The organism is Shewanella sp. YQ_9, assembly GCF_043103185.1.
Lineage (GTDB): Bacteria > Pseudomonadota > Gammaproteobacteria > Enterobacterales > Shewanellaceae > Shewanella > Shewanella algae.
Window position 1 is genome coordinate 193,170 of the sequence record NZ_JBICJO010000042.1, and the last position, 17,377, is coordinate 210,546.

Annotated in this window: 12 protein-coding genes and 3 tRNA genes; 9 read left to right on the top strand and 6 right to left on the bottom strand. The window is 52.6% G+C overall.

Features of this window, described 5'->3' with window-relative positions; translation table 11 throughout:
* Nucleotides 1-15: 15 nt before the first annotated feature.
* Nucleotides 16-2,061, top strand: a complete 2,046-nt coding sequence (locus ACF8D4_RS13875) for a S9 family peptidase (protein WP_144133621.1) — start codon at nt 16-18, stop codon at nt 2,059-2,061.
* 224 nt (nt 2,062-2,285) lie between these two features.
* A complete protein-coding gene (locus ACF8D4_RS13880; protein WP_144133620.1) occupies nt 2,286-4,055 on the top strand; it encodes an acyl-CoA dehydrogenase in 1,770 nt (589 codons plus the stop codon).
* A 104-nt stretch (nt 4,056-4,159) separates the two neighbouring features.
* Here ACF8D4_RS13880 and dacB read toward each other — a convergent pair whose 3' ends face one another.
* On the bottom strand, nt 4,160-5,698 hold the full coding sequence (gene dacB, locus ACF8D4_RS13885; protein WP_392465297.1) for a D-alanyl-D-alanine carboxypeptidase/D-alanyl-D-alanine-endopeptidase: 1,539 nt from the start codon (nt 5,696-5,698) through the stop codon (nt 4,160-4,162).
* A gap of 51 nt (nt 5,699-5,749) precedes the next feature.
* The gene (locus tag ACF8D4_RS13890) at nt 5,750-5,914 is read right to left on the bottom strand and encodes a hypothetical protein (RefSeq protein ID WP_093982798.1); all 165 of its coding nucleotides are present in this window, start codon (nt 5,912-5,914) and stop codon (nt 5,750-5,752) included.
* A 349-nt stretch (nt 5,915-6,263) separates the two neighbouring features.
* On the opposite strand from ACF8D4_RS13890, the gene pssA reads away from it, so the two are divergent.
* Nucleotides 6,264-7,577, top strand: coding sequence for a CDP-diacylglycerol--serine O-phosphatidyltransferase (gene pssA / locus ACF8D4_RS13895; protein ID WP_392465299.1), 1,314 nt, complete (start codon nt 6,264-6,266; stop codon nt 7,575-7,577).
* 120 nt (nt 7,578-7,697) lie between these two features.
* A complete protein-coding gene (locus tag ACF8D4_RS13900) occupies nt 7,698-8,633 on the top strand; it encodes a LysR family transcriptional regulator (protein ID WP_221058808.1) in 936 nt (311 codons plus the stop codon).
* Here the strand turns inward: ACF8D4_RS13900 and ACF8D4_RS13905 are convergent.
* From ACF8D4_RS13905 to ACF8D4_RS13920, 4 genes are all read right to left on the bottom strand, one after another.
* A complete protein-coding gene (locus tag ACF8D4_RS13905) occupies nt 8,620-9,690 on the bottom strand; it encodes a YjjW family glycine radical enzyme activase (protein WP_311044944.1) in 1,071 nt (356 codons plus the stop codon). The two genes, ACF8D4_RS13900 and ACF8D4_RS13905, sit on opposite strands and share 14 nt — an antisense overlap.
* An 11-nt stretch (nt 9,691-9,701) precedes the next feature.
* Nucleotides 9,702-11,252 carry a YjjI family glycine radical enzyme gene (locus tag ACF8D4_RS13910; protein ID WP_221058807.1) on the bottom strand — a complete coding sequence of 517 codons (1,551 nt, stop codon included), beginning with the start codon at nt 11,250-11,252 and terminating at the stop codon, nt 9,702-9,704.
* 328 nt (nt 11,253-11,580) lie between these two features.
* A complete protein-coding gene (gene gap, locus ACF8D4_RS13915; protein WP_025010313.1) occupies nt 11,581-12,591 on the bottom strand; it encodes a type I glyceraldehyde-3-phosphate dehydrogenase in 1,011 nt (336 codons plus the stop codon).
* Between the two features lie 211 nt (nt 12,592-12,802).
* A complete protein-coding gene (locus tag ACF8D4_RS13920) occupies nt 12,803-13,762 on the bottom strand; it encodes a DUF2989 domain-containing protein (protein ID WP_306295296.1) in 960 nt (319 codons plus the stop codon).
* 192 nt (nt 13,763-13,954) lie between these two features.
* On the opposite strand from ACF8D4_RS13920, the gene ACF8D4_RS13925 reads away from it, so the two are divergent.
* The 5 genes from ACF8D4_RS13925 to ACF8D4_RS13945 all read left to right on the top strand — a co-directional run bounded on the left by ACF8D4_RS13925 (nt 13,955) and on the right by ACF8D4_RS13945 (nt 17,347).
* Nucleotides 13,955-15,397 (top strand): glyceraldehyde-3-phosphate dehydrogenase, encoded by a 1,443-nt coding sequence (locus tag ACF8D4_RS13925; protein WP_028779943.1) that lies wholly within the window; start codon nt 13,955-13,957, stop codon nt 15,395-15,397.
* A 559-nt stretch (nt 15,398-15,956) separates the two neighbouring features.
* A tRNA-Gly gene (locus ACF8D4_RS13930) sits at nt 15,957-16,032 on the top strand.
* A gap of 20 nt (nt 16,033-16,052) precedes the next feature.
* A tRNA-Cys gene (locus ACF8D4_RS13935) sits at nt 16,053-16,126 on the top strand.
* A gap of 43 nt (nt 16,127-16,169) precedes the next feature.
* A tRNA-Leu gene (locus tag ACF8D4_RS13940) sits at nt 16,170-16,256 on the top strand.
* Between the two features lie 221 nt (nt 16,257-16,477).
* Nucleotides 16,478-17,347: a CLCA_X family protein gene (locus ACF8D4_RS13945; RefSeq protein WP_221058806.1), complete on the top strand. Its 870-nt coding sequence runs from the start codon at nt 16,478-16,480 to the stop codon at nt 17,345-17,347.
* Nucleotides 17,348-17,377: the final 30 nt, after the last annotated feature.

Genomic DNA, 17,377 nt, shown 5'->3' on the forward strand with positions numbered 1-17,377 from the left:
ATAAGAAGATTTATAATGAAAACCAACCCACTATTGATGGCGCTGCTCGCCGCAGGTCTGGCTCTGCCGGCGCTGGCTGCCGATAAGGCACCTTTTACTGTCCAGGATCTGGTCAAGCTCAACAAACTCCATTCTGCCGCTGTATCCAATGACGGCACCAAGCTTATCTACGGCCTGAAGAAGGTCACCGACGATGGCAGCAGCTCAGATCTTTATCTTTTGGATCTCAGTGACAAGAACGCGGCTCCCAAGCAGCTGACTTCTGCACCAGGTACCGAGCATGATGTGGCCTTCAGCAGCGACGACAAGCAAGTCTATTTTATCGCCGCCCGTGATGGCAGCAGCCAACTGTATCGCTTGCCACTGGATGGTGGTGAAGCCCAGGCCGTATCTGATTTGCCTCTGGGTATCGACGGCTACAAATTATCGGCCGATGGCAAGCAGGTGGTGATGAGCATTCGTGTTTTTCCCGAGTGCGACACCCTGGAATGTTCAAAAGCCAAGTTTGATAAAGAAGCCGAGCGCAAGAGTACAGGTCGTGAATACGATCAGTTGATGGTGCGTCACTGGGACACCTGGTCTGACCATGCCCGTAATCACCTGTTTGTGGCGCAGCTTGAAAACGGCAAGCTGGGTAAGCCGGTGGATGTGACCAAGGGCCTGGATACCGAAACCCCACCCAAGCCATTTTCCGGCATGGAAGAGGTGACATTCAGCCCGGATGGCAAATATATTGTCTACAGTGCCAAGGCACCGAGTAAAGATCAGGCCTGGACCACCAACTACGATCTCTGGCAGGTGCCGGTCACAGGTGGCAAGGCCAAGAATCTCACCGAAGATAACCAGGCCTGGGATGCTCAGCCGGTGTTTTCCGCCGATGGCCGCTACCTGGCCTATCTGGCGATGAAAAAGCCCGGATTCGAGGCCGACAGATACCGCATCATGCTCAGAGACACAGTCACGGGTCAGAGCAAGGAAGTGGCGCCCATGTGGGACAGAAGCCCGGCCTCGCTGAGCTTTGGTAAAGATAACAACACCCTGTATGTGACCGCTCAGGATCTGGGGCAGGTGTCTGTATTTGCCATCAACACCCAGTTTGGTGATGTGCGTGCCATCTATAACGATGGCAGCAACAGCCTGGTGGGTCTGGCGGGCGATCGTTTGATCATCAATCATAAGTCTTTGGTGGAACCGGGCGATCTCTACTCCATCAACATGGAAGGGCAAAACCTGACCCGTTTGACTGAAGTCAACAAGGCCAAGCTGGACAAGGTCAAGTTCGGTGAGTTCGAGCAGTTTAGCTTCAAGGGCTGGAACAACGAAGAGGTGTATGGTTACTGGCTCAAGCCTGCTAACTTCAAGAAAGGCAAGCAGTATCCGGTGGCCTTCTTGGTACACGGCGGCCCACAAGGTTCATTCGGCAACAGTTTCAGCTTCCGCTGGAATCCTCAGCTGTGGGCCGGTGCCGGATATGCTGTGGTGATGGTGGATTTCCACGGCTCTACCGGCTATGGTCAGGCCTTTACCGATTCCATCAGCCTGGATTGGGGCGGTAAGCCTTTGGAAGATTTGCAAAAAGGTCTGGTTGCGGTTGCCAAGCAGCAGAAGTGGATCGATGCCGATAACGCCTGTGCCCTCGGTGGCTCCTACGGCGGTTACATGATGAACTGGATCCAGGGCAACTGGAACGACGGTTTCAAGTGCCTGGTTAACCATGCCGGCTTGTTTGATATGCGCTCCATGTACCATGTGACCGAGGAACTCTGGTTCCCTGAGCATGAGTTTGGCGGCAGCTACGAGCAGGCCAAGGATCTTTATGAGAAGTTCAATCCGGCCAACTATGTTGAGAACTGGAAGACTCCTATGCTGGTGATCCACGGTGAGAAAGACTTCCGGGTACCTTACGGTCAGGGTTTGGCGGCGTTCAGCTATATGCAGCGCAATAATATCCCTTCGGAGTTGCTGATCTATCCGGACGAAAACCACTGGATCCTCAACCCTAATAACCTTGAGCAGTGGTACGCCAAGGTACTGGGCTGGATGGACCGCTGGACCAAATAAAGGCGGCGAGAGCGTTTAGTCAACAAAACCGGCCTGATGGCCGGTTTTTTCATGGCTTGAATAAAGGTGTTTTGCAGCCGAAGAGTCCCACTCGTTAATGGGCTGGCGGTAGGCGTTTTTTGTGGTCGCTGTCTTGCTAATTCTACCTTTGGCGCATTGTATTGCGGTGACATCTGGGTTAGATTGAAACAAGTGTTTAAATCTAACGTTTAAAGAGTCTGCTGATGAATCCCTACCAAGCTCCGTTAACCGATATGCGCTTTTTGCTTGAGCACGTCTTTGATGCCGAACAAACCTGGTCTTCATTGCCTGCGATGGCCGATGCGGTCGATCTCGATACTGCCGCTGCCATCCTCGAAGAAGGCGCCAAACTGTGTCGCGACCTTATCCATCCTATAAACCGCAATGGTGATGAACAAGGAGTAAGTTTCGAGGCTGCCAAGGTGATCACACCCGATGGCTATAAAGAGGCCTATGCCGAGTTTGCCGCCGGTGGTTGGGTAGGGCTGTGCGGCGATCCTGAGCTGGGAGGAATGGGGATGCCGAAAATGCTCGGTGTCATGGTCGATGAAATGGGTTATAGCGCCTGTAACGCTTTTACACTTTACAGCGCACTGACCGCAGGTGCTGCACTGTGTATTCATGCTCACGGCAGTGAGGAGCTCAAGGCCAAATATTTGCCAAAACTCTACTCAGGCGAATGGGCCGGCGCCATGGATATGACAGAGCCTCAGGCAGGTTCGGACCTGCGTAATATCCGCACCCGCGCCGAACCGACCGACAGCGGCAGTTTCCTTATCAGTGGTTCAAAAATTTTCATCACAGGTGGCGATCAGGACTTGACCGAGAACCTGGTTCACCTGGTGCTGGCCAAAATCAGCGGCAGCAAAGGCATCTCGCTGTTCCTGGTACCTAAGTTCAAGGTGGCCGATGACTGCAGTTTGGGCGAAGCCAACGGTGTAACCGTCGGTGCCATAGAGCACAAGATGGGCCTCAAGGGCTCGGCGACTTGTGTGATGAATTTTGATGATGCCGAGGGTTACCTTATCGGCGAGCCCAACCGTGGCCTGGTGTGCATGTTCACCATGATGAATTATGAACGTCTGTCCATAGGTATTCAGGGGCTTGGCAGTGCTCAGGGCGCATATCAAATGGCGGCCGACTATGCCAAAGAGCGCCTCCAGGGCGTTGCTGCCGGCGGCTCACCAACCGGTAGCGATTCCGATCCTATATTGGTACACGGCGACGTGCGCCGCATGCTGCTGAATATCCGCGCCATGACAGAAGCGGGAAGGGCCTTGGCCATGCTCACAGGTAAACAGCTGGATCTGGCCAAGTTTGCCGAAGATGAAGCGGTTAAAGCCAAAGCCAGTCGTTACGTGGGCCTCCTGACTCCTGTCGCCAAGGCGTTTCTGACCGATCGCGGTCTGGACGCCACCATAATGGCGCAGCAGGTATTCGGTGGTCACGGCTATATTCGTGAGACAGGCATAGAACAGTTGGTGCGTGATACCCGTATCGCCCAGATTTATGAGGGCACCAATGGTATTCAGGCCATCGACTTTTTGGGGCGTAAGCTCACAGGTGACCGTCTGGCGACCCTGAATGAATTTATCGCCGATATCAAGGCCGATATGGTGACTTTTGGACAAGTATCAAATGAGCAGAAACAGCGCGTTGAAAGCCTTTTCGACCAGTTTGCCAGTGTGATTGCCGCCATTAACGAGCAAAAAGGCGATAAGCCTGCGCTCATTAACGCCTTGGCGGTTGAAGCCTTGGATGCCTTTGGTTACATACTCTACGGTTACCTGTGGCTGTTGATGGCAGATAAGGCACTTGCTGTAACCGATACGCTCGAGCCGGGCTTTGCCGAGGTCAAGAACCAACTGAAGGAGTTCTACTTTGCCAAGTTGTTGGCCAAAGCCGATTTCCACTTGAGTCAGCTGGTCAGTGGTGATGACAGTGTGATGGCCCTTGCGCCCGAGCTGTTCTGAGAACGCAGAAGTATTCAAGCTGAATCGAAAGAGCCGCGATAAGCGGCTCTTTTCTTATGGCTTTATTGTTGTTTTATGGAGGTAAGAGCTTTGAAGGCGTTTCACTAACGGGCGCTGACATTAAGCTCTGTCTGTGCTTTTTCCTGCGGTGTTGGTTTGGGCTTGTCTTGCTCTTTTGCCGCCAGTTGGCCTTCTGTGCGGCTGTTTGCACGGTAATCTGTCAGCCCCTGCAGCAAAAGTGTGGCAAAGGGCGCGGCTTCAAGCTCCTTACTCTGGGGGCTCAAACCATTTTCCAGTATCACAAACAGGTATCTGGGCACTTGCTTGTCACTGTCATCGGTAACATAACCGGCCAGATTCACCACACCCTGCATACTGCCTGTCTTGGCCCAGACTCTGCCCTTGAGCGGTTTGTTGGCGTAGCGCTTGCGGTACTTCAAGGTGCCGCTGTGGCCGGAAACCGGCAGCTTGTGCATCAACCACTGGTAATCCGGGGTATCGGCAATCAATCGCAGCAACTGCGCCAACTGCCTGGCATTCAGTAGGTTGTAGCGTGACAGCCCAGAGCCGTCTATCAGTTGGGCTCTTTCCAACACTACGCCCTTTTCCGCCAGCACTTCCCTGATGGCCTTGGCACCGGCACTGAAACTGGCGCCATCACCATAATAGTGTTTACCCAGCTGTTTAAGCAGGCTGTCGGCAATCAGGTTGTCAGATTCCAGCAGCATGGTTTCCAAAAGCTCGGGCAGCGCATCCGAGGCATGACTGGCCACCACCCTTGAGCTGGCCGGTAGCTGATTGGAGGTCAGTATCTTGCCTTTGATACTGAGTTTGCCCTTGATAATGCCGGCGACGCTGTCGATGGCATATTGGCCGGGGTCGTTGACCGCCAGCGCCAACGGCAATACCTGGGATCCCGGGAAACAGCCACTGAAATGAAAGTGGTTGCCGGGTAATCGGTCGAGTTGCAGTTCGCAAAAGTCCTGCTTGTGGCCCTTGTCGAAGATGGCGTTGGTGGTCAGTTTGACTGGCAGATAAAACGGCGCGGAAATTTTGGCTTTGTCCGAGGCGAGTGTGGGCTCGAGTTTGCCATGGACACAGTTTTGGTTGATCACATAGCTGGAGACGGGCGCCGCGTAGCAGATCCCCAAATCATCCCATACCCAACCGGGCGCCCTTAGCTGCTCATGGGTTTCTCCTATCAAGATAAGATTGCCCTGCACCTGGCTAATACCGGCTTCGGTGACACGCTTGAACAGCTCAGTCAGATCCCGGCGCGTTAAGGTAGGATCGCCACTGAACAGCAAATAGAGATCGCCTTTAAGCACGCCGCTTTTTGGTGAGCCGGTACTGAGAATACTGGTGTGATAGCGAAACTCTTCTCCCAGCAGCTCGGTGGCTGTTACCGCGGTCAGCAGTTTTTGGGTACTGGCCGGGATCATCAGGGTTTCACTGTTGTGGCTCAGCAGTTGCTCGCCGCTTCGCAAATCTTCTATCCAGACGGCAGTTTGCGATGAGGCCGGGGTAATCAGATTTAAAAGATCATTGAGAGAGGTATTATCGGCCTTCAAAGGGGAAGACAGCGCCATGGCGCTCAATAATAACAGTGGACGTGCCAAGCCCTGCAAGGACAGCTGTGGCATGGAAAAGCCTCCGGTTCCGTGAATGCTTTTGAGAGTATAACCTGCAGGGCCTTAGCTGTCGTCCTTGTCCATCAGCGAATAAAGTTTCAATGTGACTATCAACACCAGACCGATAAACAGTGGCAGTACCAAAGGGCCGAGATAGGTTTTGAAGTGAAACAGGGCCCAGGCCGCGAGCAGGGTGCCAATAAGAGTGAACCAGAATTGTTTGTTCATTGTCGTCCAGTTTGAGTTCAGTAAGTGAGAGGCTCAAGGGCATATTAGTGTATAAGGCTAATGCGCTGATAACAGGGCTGCCATCACAAAAGCGTGATCTGGGTCGGCTTAAGAGTGCAAGCCGCATTATAGAGAGCGCTTTTTGGGTTAAATAGCGCCGAAATCGTGAACCAATAGCGACTGTTGGCGAGAAAAGGCTTGCCCGGGCCGGGACAAGTGGGTAATTTCTATTGCCTTATTCGCCCCGCAGCGGATCTTTGTCGATCTCGCCATACAGGGGAAGGACATTCTTGCCGGGAAACACAGGGAGCGAGTGGATTGCCGGAACATACAGTGACAGGAGGATACCTTGCTGGATAAGCTGGGTGGAATTGCCATAGCGCCGGATGCATTGCACTGGTTGCTGACCCCAAGTAACTTCAAACAGACCTTGATTGAGCGGATCCGTTGCGCCAAAGAGGCTATCTATATTGCGGCACTCTATCTGGAAGACGATGAGGCCGGACGCGAAATACTTGCCGAACTGCTGGCGGCCAAGGCAGCCAGACCCGAACTCGAAATCAAGGTGTTGGTGGATTTTCACCGTGCCCGTCGCGGCCTTATTGGCCATAAGGGCGATGGCGGCAACAACCTGATGTACCGTCAGGTGATGGCGCAAGCGCAGCAGCGCTTCAACATTTATGGTGTGCCGGTGAAATCCCGCGAGTTTATGGGAGTACTGCACCTTAAGGGCTTTATTGTCGATGATGCCGTGATATACAGCGGCGCCAGCCTCAATAATATCTATCTGCAGCAGAAAGACAGATATCGTTTCGATCGCTACCATGTGCTGGAGTCGGCCGAGCTGGCTGCCAGCATGCGAGAGATGATTGACAGTGCGATTTTGAGCGACAAAGCGGTCAGTTGCCTGAGCTGTCCGGAAGAAGAGGAAGTACTGCCGGAAAAAATTGATGTCAGAAGCTTTAAACAGCGACTGTCGGCGGCAACCTATCAATTCAAGGGCGTTGAAGAGGGATTGCGGGTCACGCCGCTTTTGGGCCTTGGACGCAAGCGCAATCCGCTCAACAAGGCGGTACTCGCCATGGTGGAGGAGTCCAAGGAATCGCTTTTTATTTGCACGCCCTATTTTAACCCGCCCTATGCTTTGGTGCGGGTGCTGGTTAAACACCTGCGCAACGGAAAGCGCCTGGATATTCTGGTGGGTGACAAGACGGCCAATGACTTTTATATCCCACCGGAGCAGGATTTTTCCACCATAGGTGCCTTGCCGTATCTCTATGAGCAGTCGCTGCGCAAGTTTGTCAAACGCCAGCAGTGGGCGGTGGATCAGGGGCTACTCAATATCCATCTGTGGAAGCATGACAACAACAGTTATCACCTCAAAGGGGTGAGCATGGATGGTCGCAAACACCTGCTCACCGGCAGCAATCTCAATCCGCGGGCCTGGGCCCTGGATCTGGAAAATGGTTTGCTGCTGCATGATGACAAACAAGAGCTGGCCGAGTCTTTTGTCAAAGAGCAGCAACATCTGCTGCTGCACAGCCAGCGTTTGTATCATTACAGCCAGATAGATACCTTGCAGAGTTACCCCAAGCCGGTAAAGAAAATCATGAACCGCATTCGCAGGCTCAAGGCCGACTTTCTGCTGCGGCGTATTCTCTGATAGCGCTTTCCCCAAGCGCTTGGCCGAATGAGAGCATGATTGCAGAACTTCATTCAGTTATGGTTTAACCTTGGCTTATTCAGTCAAGGTTAAATCCAGCCAAGGTTAAACATAGCCAGAATGAGTGATATCGTCCGCTTATCCCGCATCAATTTCCGTCATCTTCTGGTGCTCAGGCAACTGCTGGAAGAGCAAAGCGTCACCCAGGCGGCCACGCGTCTGTGTTTGAGCCCTTCGGCGGTCAGCAAAATACTCTCCCAGCTCAGGGATTGCCTCGACGATGAGCTCTTCTACCGCCAGGGTAACCAGCTGTTGCCGACAGCAAAGGCCAAACGACTCGGGCCGGTTATCAGCGCCATGCTCAGAGAGATGGACAACCTGTTTACCGAAGAGGGCTTTCGCCCTGAAAGATTTCAAGGGCGGATGAATTTGGCGCTGAGGGAAAGCAGCTTCGAACTGCTTGCGAGCGCTATCGCCAGCGTGCAGCAGCAGGCGCCGGGAATGACACTGGCGGTGCATGCCAAAGAGAGCACGGGGTTTCAATCCCTGTGTGAAGGACGGGTGGACTTGCTGGTTCTGCCTCACGATTTGGGACAGCCGCCAACCGGTCGCAACGAACTGATTTGGGAGCGATTGGCAGAGGACAAGATGTGTTGTCTGATGCGAGCCGAGCACCCGCTGGCAGCAAAAGAGCTGACGCTGGATGCCTATCTGAGCTTCGCCCATGTGGGCATTTTGGATGCCGATCTGCAGCAACCCTTTTTCGAGCAATCATTGGCACAGTTGAGCCGCAGGCGGAATCTGGCGATGGAAGTCGCCGACTTCGGCGCCGCCGCCAGTATCTGTCGTCACTCGGACTTGCTGTTTACCTGCTCGGCGCTGTGGGCTTCAATGGCGGCGCAGGCAAGCGGCATGGTGGTTAAGCCATTGCCCTTTGCCTATGGCAAGGTGGGTTATAGCATGGTGCATCATCAAAGTGGCAGCCGGGATCCGGCGCTGCAATGGCTAAAAGCGACCCTGCTCAGTGGCTTTAAGCAGTCCATCAGCCAAGGTTAACCGGTGGCAGACTGATATTGGCTATGCCGGCACGGCTGAGCGCCTTGGCCAGATCATTAATCTGCTGTTGGCTCGCCTTGGGCCAGCTCAAGGCCTCGCCTTTGACACCATGATGATTGTAACCGTTTAGGCGTAGCCGCATCGGCTCACCCTTCAGCGCTTGCCAGCGTTGCAAGTCCAGCAAAAACGACGCCAGGGCGTCAAAGTGCTTCCAATAATCACTCTTTCCGGGTACTTCCAGTAGCCTGACTTCCGCCAGTTTCCCTGCTTCGGCCAGCAGTTGCAGGCTCTGCTTGACCTTGATGTTGCCACGGCCTGTCAGTCGTCGGTGAGCCGGCTCATCCCAGGCTTTCAGGTCAACCATGGCGCCATCAAGCCAAGGGAGCAGACGTTGCCAACCACTTGCTCCCAGGCTGCCATTGGTATCCAAAAGGCAAGTCAGGTGTTTGAGCTCTGGGCTTTGTTTAATGGCCTTGAACAGGGTACTGACGAAGTTCAGCTGCAAGCTGGCTTCTCCGCCACTCAAGGTGATACCGCGGATAAAGGCTTGCTGCCTTTTAATCAGCGCCAACGCTTTTCCGACTGACAGGCGTTGGGTCTTGGGCTGGCTGCTCGAAGGGCAAACATCGAGACAGGTGTCGCAGCCGATGCAGCTTGTACTATCCCAGGCAAGCCTGAGAGATGCCTTGCTATTGGGAACTGCTTGAGTGTCAGTCGCAGTTGATTTAAGGCTCAAGGCGCCTGCCGGGCAGTGCGCAATACACTCTCGGCAGGCGTCACACAGAGTGATGGTTTCCGGATTATGGCAACCCGGGCAGCGAAAATTGCAACCCTGAAGGAAAAACACCATGCGATTGCCCGGGCCATCTACGGTCGAGAAGGGCAGCACCCTGGCGACTTCGGCACTGGTAACCTCGGAGCCCATAGCCAATGCCGAAGCATCGGTATCGCCGCTACTTAACTCACGGCTATTCGACTCACACCCACTCAGCTTATAGCGATTAAGCTCAGAATGATTGAACGGGTTATCAAACACTCCCGGGGCTGCACTCTTCATAAGTTACGCCCTTACACCGGGGACTTGCCGGCGGCATGGAACTCGGCGCTCACTACCCGCGGTGCCCTTTGGGTCACGGCCGTGGTTTCACTGGCCTCTGTGCCCAGGAAGGTGGTGTTGGTACGTGAGCCTTGTTGCCGGTAACTGGCGATCTGCGACTTTTTCACCATATAACCTGTGATGCGCACCAGATCGGTATCGGCGGTGTTGGCGGTAAATTCACGAAAGCCGGCATCCAGCGCGCCGATACACAGCTCAAGCAGGGCTTCAGGATTGGCCTTGATGGTTTCATCCAGAGTCAGGATCTCGCTGATCCCGGAAGGATAGAAAGCGTGTTGCGGCGCCAGCGCCAACACATGAGTGACAGGATCCGGCTCGTGGCCGTAGGCGATTCTGACGCCCGGAGTGATGCCTTTGTCGATGGAAAGCCCCCCCTGGGCATGAAGTAAGGCGCGGCCATTAAAGCCGAAACTGACTTGGGTCGTGGTCACTCTATCACTGAGCGCGCGGCTAATGGCTAAACCGAGCGCATTGGCCTGCTCACTGTGACCATATTCGCCACTCATACCTGCCAACTGCTGCAGATGATTGACGGCTTCGGCCATGGCATAAACGCCGAACATGGGGGCAAAGCGGGATTCGTCAATGAGGCCTTCTTTTACCAGGAAAGAGTCGAAGAAATGGGACCGGCGGTGTAAAAACTCACAGCGTAGCTCAATCAGTTCATACATAAGGTTGCAGTAATGGGGCAGGGTGCGCTCGAGCATTTCCTCCAGGGTACCGGCTTCTTCGGCGACGGCTTTGAGGTTAAGTCTGACCAGCGTATTGGCCCCGCCTCGGGTGGGGAGCGCGTTATAACAGCTGACAATGCCGAACGTTTGATTTGGCGCCTCACCGGGAGCACAGGCAAAGGTTTGGGCATGTATCGGCCAGTTGCCGATGTGAGGTTTACTGCAGGCAATGATATTGTCTGTCGCCAGTCGCAGCAGCGCTTTGGGGGTGCGCTTGGGGTCATACATAAAGGTTAGATTGGGGGCCACCTGCTTGAGCTCGGCATCAATGCGCAAAATAGTGCGGCAGACACGGTTGTCCTCTGGGCCTATGTTGGCATGCATAAAGGCGTCCGGCAGGGTGCGATCCAACTGGATCCAGAAGCGTTTCAGTTTCTGATACAAGGCGTCATCACTGACGTTCTGGCAGTAAGGCAACAATAAACTATCGAGATAGCCAAGAAACACCGGGATATTGGTGACTGACGGCACATGGTGATACAGCACCATCAGCTTCATCAGGGCATCATCCAGATCTTCGGCCGGTGTCAACTCCAGGTACTCGGAGCCTTGCTCGAGAAAACGTTGGTAATCGGGCAAAACATATCTGGGTTTGAACGGGGCATGACCCTCAAACATATCGCAGATAATGCCTTTATCCATGGCTTGGGTCAGTGCTTCACTGCGAGGCAGATAGGGAATACTGGCATCGGCGGCACCGGCCAGCGCCAGGGTCTTTTGCTTGGGGTCAAGAAGGGGATCGGTAATAAGACTGAGAAATTGATTGTCCATAGTGAGACTCCGCTAAAGGCAAGGCGCTAACCGGCGCAATGGCCGAATTGGCTTTCAAACACAATAATTGAAACGGCTTTTAACCTGAGTCTAAGTAGGGGATTTATTTTCCGGAAGTGAAATGTGCTTGATGATGCTTGTCGAAAATGGAAATCCGCTGCTTTGCATCAAGTATTGCATGGGCAATGGAGAAGCTGGGAGATATCGAGTGAACGCAGACGGATAAAAACGGGCTATGGTCGCTTGAGAAAGACCTCGGCCTTGGCAAGACAGCGTAACTGGCATAAAAAACGCCTGCACTTGGCAGGCGTTTGGCTTTGAACTCGGATTACTTGGCTGTCATCAAGGCAACGGCGTTGTCCAGCATACGGTTGCTGAAACCCCACTCGTTGTCGTACCAGGCCATGACTTTCACCAGACGTCCCTTGACGCGAGTCTGGGTGGCGTCGAAGTTGGACGAGAAGGCGTTGTGGTTGAAGTCGATGGAAACCAGAGGCTCCTTGTTTACCGCCAGCACTTCGTTCATGGGGGAAGTCTTGGCTGCCGCTTCTATGATGGCGTTAACTTCTTCCACTGTGGTGTCGCGGGAAGCGATAAAGGACAGGTCAACCAGAGACACGTTGACAGTCGGAACCCGAACCGCCAGGCCGTCGAATTTGCCCTGAAGCTCAGGTACAACCAAACCAACAGCCGCCGCTGCACCTGTTTTGGTTGGGATCATCGACAGAGCCGCCGCGCGGGCACGACGCATATCGCTGTGATACACATCAGACAGACGCTGGTCATTGGTGTAGGCGTGAATGGTGGTCATCAGGCCGGATTCAATGCCGATGGCATCGTTCAATGGCTTGGCCACAGGCGCCAGACAGTTAGTGGTACAGGAAGCATTGGAGATAACAGTCATCTCTTTGGTGATTTCCTGATTGTTAACCCCGTATACCACAGTGGCATCCACATTCTTGCCGGGAGCTGAGATGATAACCTTCTTGGCGCCGGCATCCAGGTGTGGTTGTACCGCTTCTTTGGAAGTGAAGATACCGGTACATTCGAAGACTACGTCTACCTGCAGCTCAGCCCATGGCAGCTTGGATGGATCGCGCTCCTGGAAGGTTGGGATCTTGTCGCCGTTGACATAAATAGCTTCGTCGTCGTGTTCTACTTTGGCGTTGAAGCGGCCGTGAACAGAGTCATACTTGGTCAGGTGAGCGTTGATGGAAGCGTCTCCGAGATCGTTGATGGCAACGATTTGAATTGGATAGTCTTTCTCGCTCTCGTATAGAGCACGCAGAACATTGCGTCCGATACGGCCATAACCGTTAATTGCTACGCGGATAGTCATCTCATATCCCTCTGGTGAATGTAAAAACAGTAATTAGTAGTAAAATTACAAAAATGACGCGGGTCGTCAAGTTAAATCACGCTGTAACTGGCTATTCCGTTAACAAATTAGGTGTTTTTATTACAGCGATCGCGAAACAATGCTTTTATTGTGCGACCGGCAGGCGTAAATTACAAACTGGCAAGTAATTTGCCGCCCGGAGAATACATCATCAGTTTTGTTTGGCCCCTTCGGTGCTTTTCTCGAGCTTGCTGTCGCTATCAATGGGTTTGCTATCAGCGGCTTGCTTTGTTACCGGCTCAGTCTCAGCTTGTTTCCCATCATCTTTCCCCTCATTGCCTTGCAGGCGTTTTGGCCAATCACTCTCAAGGTAATCACCGCCTTTCAGAGCGTCCGCCAGACTACTTGCCTGTTGATCCAAATGAGTACTCAACTGACTATTGTTGCCTATCATGGCTTTCAGTTGAACCTCATCGACCGGGTTGTCGGTCAAAAGCAGATTGGTTCTCGAGAGCAGATAGGCCTGCTCCATATCCTGCAACTGCCTGGAAGCACTTGCCAGCCCCAACAACCAATCGGGGTCGAAGTTCTCTTTGGTGCTCTTTGCCAACACCTTAAGATAGAGTTGTTTCGCTTTGATGGCATCAAACTTGAGATAATAGCCCGCGAGTCCGGCAAGGATCTCGGGCGAATCTATCTGTTGCTGTTTCTCTGCCTCCAGTAATACCTTGAGTGCTGCATCGTCACCCAAATGTGCCCAGTGATAGAAGGCAATATAGATGTCATTGCTGCCCTTGGTAGAGGCTTGCAGCTCAGACAAGCTTTGCGCGCTCAAACCATAGGCTCTGGCTCTGTCATTGGTGCGTTCAGGATTGAGAATATGCTGTACTCCGGCGGCAAGCCCCACACAGCGATTGTAGTTTTCCAGATTAACGAGCAAGCGATAGACTTGTTCGCCTGAGGGCTCCGGCGTGGTTTTGACCTGATAGCGCTGAATTATCAGGCTGGCCTTTTCCCGTCTGCACCAGCTGTCCTTATGCAAATCGTCACAAAGTTCAGGATTATTCTTACAAATAGTGGCGGGGTTACCGCCATTATCACAGCCACTAACCCCGGCTAAAAGGACAAATGATGTAATTATTACTAGATTACGCGCCAAAATACGCTCCAATTGACTAAATCTGTAATTTAATTAGAGATTTAGCGAAAATCTCCTACTAGCCTGACGCAGCAGTTTTCATTACAATAGCGCCGACCAAAAGGGGCAGGTTTAGCTGTCATAAATATGATTATTGGTCTTTTCTTTTTGTTACTCAAACCTTTCCCGACAATAAAGTGGAAAAGTGAGATAAAGGATCTGTAAATGAGCGCTGATAAACACCTACAAAGTTGGCAAGAACGCTTCGAACTTGCGGAGGCTATGCAGCCCCTGTTGGGCAAGTTGTATCGCAATCAGGGCGTAGAAGTGGTGGTTTATGGTAAACCCCTGCTGATCGCCTCCACCATCGATATTATCAAGGCCCATCGTCTGGTTCGTCGCCATGTGGGCGATAAGCTGCGCCTGCGTGAGAGCTTCCCCTTCGTAGAAGCCCTGAGCAAACTGGATGTCAAACAGTGCAAAGTGGATATAGGTAAACTGGCGGTTAAGTACTGGCGTAACCACACCGACGGTAGCGAAATCGAAGCTTATATGAGCCGCGAGCTGGCCAGTGCCATTGAAAGCAAAGATGAAGTTGAGCCACGTAACGTTGTACTCTACGGTTTTGGCCGCATCGGTCGTCTGCTGGCCCGTTTGTTGATTGAAAAAACCGGCCGCAGCAACAAGCTGCGCCTGCGCGCTATCGTTCTGCGCGGTGGCCGTAAGGGCGATCTGGAAAAGCGTGCCAGTCTGCTGCGCCGTGATTCAGTACACGGACCTTTCAACGGCTCTGTCGAGGTGGATGAAGAGAACAACGCCATCATCGCCAACGGTACTTATATTCAGGTGATTTACGCCAACTCACCCGATGAAGTGGATTACACCAAGTACGGTATTACCGATGCCTTGGTGGTCGACAACACAGGCATCTGGAAAGACGAAGACGGTTTGGGTCTGCACCTCAAGAGCCCAGGTGCGTCCAAGGTTCTGCTGACTGCCCCTGCCAAGGGCAGCATCAAGAACATAGTCTATGGTGTTAACGACAGCGATATTCTGCCGGAAGATGTTATTGTTTCTGCCGCCAGCTGTACCACCAACGCCATTACGCCTGTACTGAAGGCCGTTAATGACAAGTACGGTATCGAAAATGGTCACGTGGAAACCATCCACTCTTATACCAATGACCAGAACCTGATCGACAACTACCACAAAGCAGACCGTCGCGGTCGCAGTGCACCACTGAACATGGTGATCACTGAAACCGGCGCCGCCAAAGCGGTTGCCAAGGCGTTGCCGGTACTTTCCGGTAAGCTGACAGGTAATGCGATTCGGGTGCCAACTCCGAACGTGTCCATGGCCATTATCAGCCTGAACCTGAACGCCGAAACCAGCAAAGAAGATATGAACGCTTATCTGCGTGATATCGCGCTGCACTCTGAGCTGCAAAACCAGGTAGACTTCACCGAGTCTACTGAAATTGTGTCCTGTGACCTGGTGGGCTCACGCTACGCCGGTGTGGTTGATTCTCAAGCCACTATCGCCGACGGCAAGCGCGCCATCCTCTACGTGTGGTACGACAACGAGTTTGGTTACAGCTGTCAGGTGGTTGGCGTGATGCAGAAGATGCTGGGGCTTAACTACCTGTCTCTGCCTCTGTCTGAAGAGTAATTTTGACTCTTGCTATCAAGGCCCGGTCTGAGTATCGGGCCTTGTTGTATTCAAGCATTGTGTAGCTAAGGAAGGTGCTAACAAGTCCCATGCGTGCTCTGCGTCAGCTTACGGGCATGGATGCAAGGCGTGGTTCGCAGCAAATGGCCTTAGTCCTTTGTAAGATTCCCTAAGCCTCAATACGCTCATTTTACTGGAATCCTTATCAAATATTTTGATAAGGGCCTTGATAAGGGTGTTTTACAACGGCTTTTGTGATGGTATTCGGTGGGAGAGGGCGCTGACAAGCTACTGAATCGGATTGTATTTTGATCATGATAATGAAAATTTGACCCGCTTTGAGCAAATTGCCAGCATCCGAGTGATTTTGGCATAAAAATGCCAATTTGCCGATTGACTCCCTGCCTCAAATCGGTAGAATGCCAATCCGCAGTCAGGGGATAACACTCTGGCTTCCGCTTCAATAGCGGAACAGGTATGCGACACTAGCTCAGTTGATAAAACAGAAGGTTGGTACCTTTGTTGATTGTCAACTCGGAAGATGAAGCAAACAAGTGATGCGACATTAGCTCAGTTGGTAGAGCGGTACCTTGCCAAGGTACAGGTCATCGGTTCGAACCCGATATGTCGCTCCAATCCCAGCCTTATGGCTCGGGGCGCGATGGCAGAATGGCTATGCTGCGGATTGCAAATCCGTCGATCTCGGTTCGACTCCGGGTCGCGCCTCCACTCTTTCAGTGACAATGGGTAATATCTCCTTGTTACACAGTTTGCCCGAGTGGTGGAATCGGTAGACACAAGGGATTTAAAATCCCTCGCTGGTAACAGCGTGACGGTTCAAGTCCGTCCTCGGGTACCATTCTAAATGGTGCAAAAAAGGCTCCCTCGAGGAGCCTTTTTTGTGTCCAAACCCAGATGCTTTCTCTTGCTACATTTCCATAGCGTTGCCATTCTGCCGTTTGCTATTTATCTCTGAGTCGTTCCAAAAACGATATAGCCAATGATTTCAAGCATGATGGGACATTTATGTTCCTCGGGTATACACTCGTTTTGTTTGAAATCGATTGGGAGCCAAGAGTTTTGCTGACAAGCCGCCACTATTTGCGCGAAGGACCGGATTATCGTTTCGACGAGCAGGTCAGTTTTCTCGATATCAAGCAACAGTTCGGCTTTGCCAATGTGCGGGTAGGCAAGTGGGTCAGCGCTGAAGAATCGCGGCTGGCTTCCAATCTGATATTTGATTCTCTGGCGGACCTGGCTTTTATACTCAAGTTGCCGCCGGACGCCATTGGACTTAGACAAACCCTGAATCTGGACTTTGGTCTCGGCGGTCAGAAAGGTGTCCAGGCGCACTACGCCCCCCATGAAAGGATATTGGCGCTGGCGAAAAATGCCGGTGCCGGCGCCTTGGCCCATGAGTTTTGGCACGCCTTTGATCACTATATTGCCAAAGCAGCCTTTGGCATTCATTCAAGTGTCGACCAGCTAGCCTGCTGCAACGATTCCGGTTTGGCGTATAGTGTTGGCACTGCTATTGGTTTTGGCAGTGACCTCTATCTTAAAGATGTTGAGCTTAGACCCCATCCACTCAACCGCCATTTGGCATTCCTTTATCAAACCGTGCTTATAAGCCCGGATGGCCTTGAGCCGAGTGACTATGTGCGCCGGGCCATTGCCTTGGATAAACATTATGGCAGGTGCTATTTTTCGCTCCCTACGGAGTTGATGGCCCGGGCCTTTGAAGCCGCTATCGAGTCTTTTACCGATATACGGAACCAATATCTGGTGTCGGGTACGACTTTCTCACAGCTCAATGATTCAGGGGCCTATCCTGATGAGGCTCATAGAAAAGCGATTCTCAACGCGCTGACAAGTTACTTTGGCATGCTCGGTGAAGCGCTTATCCGCCAGAGTCATCGCGAAAGTAACAAGAAGCCAAACGGAAGTTAACTGGCTTATGATAAGCTCGATCGTGCGTCA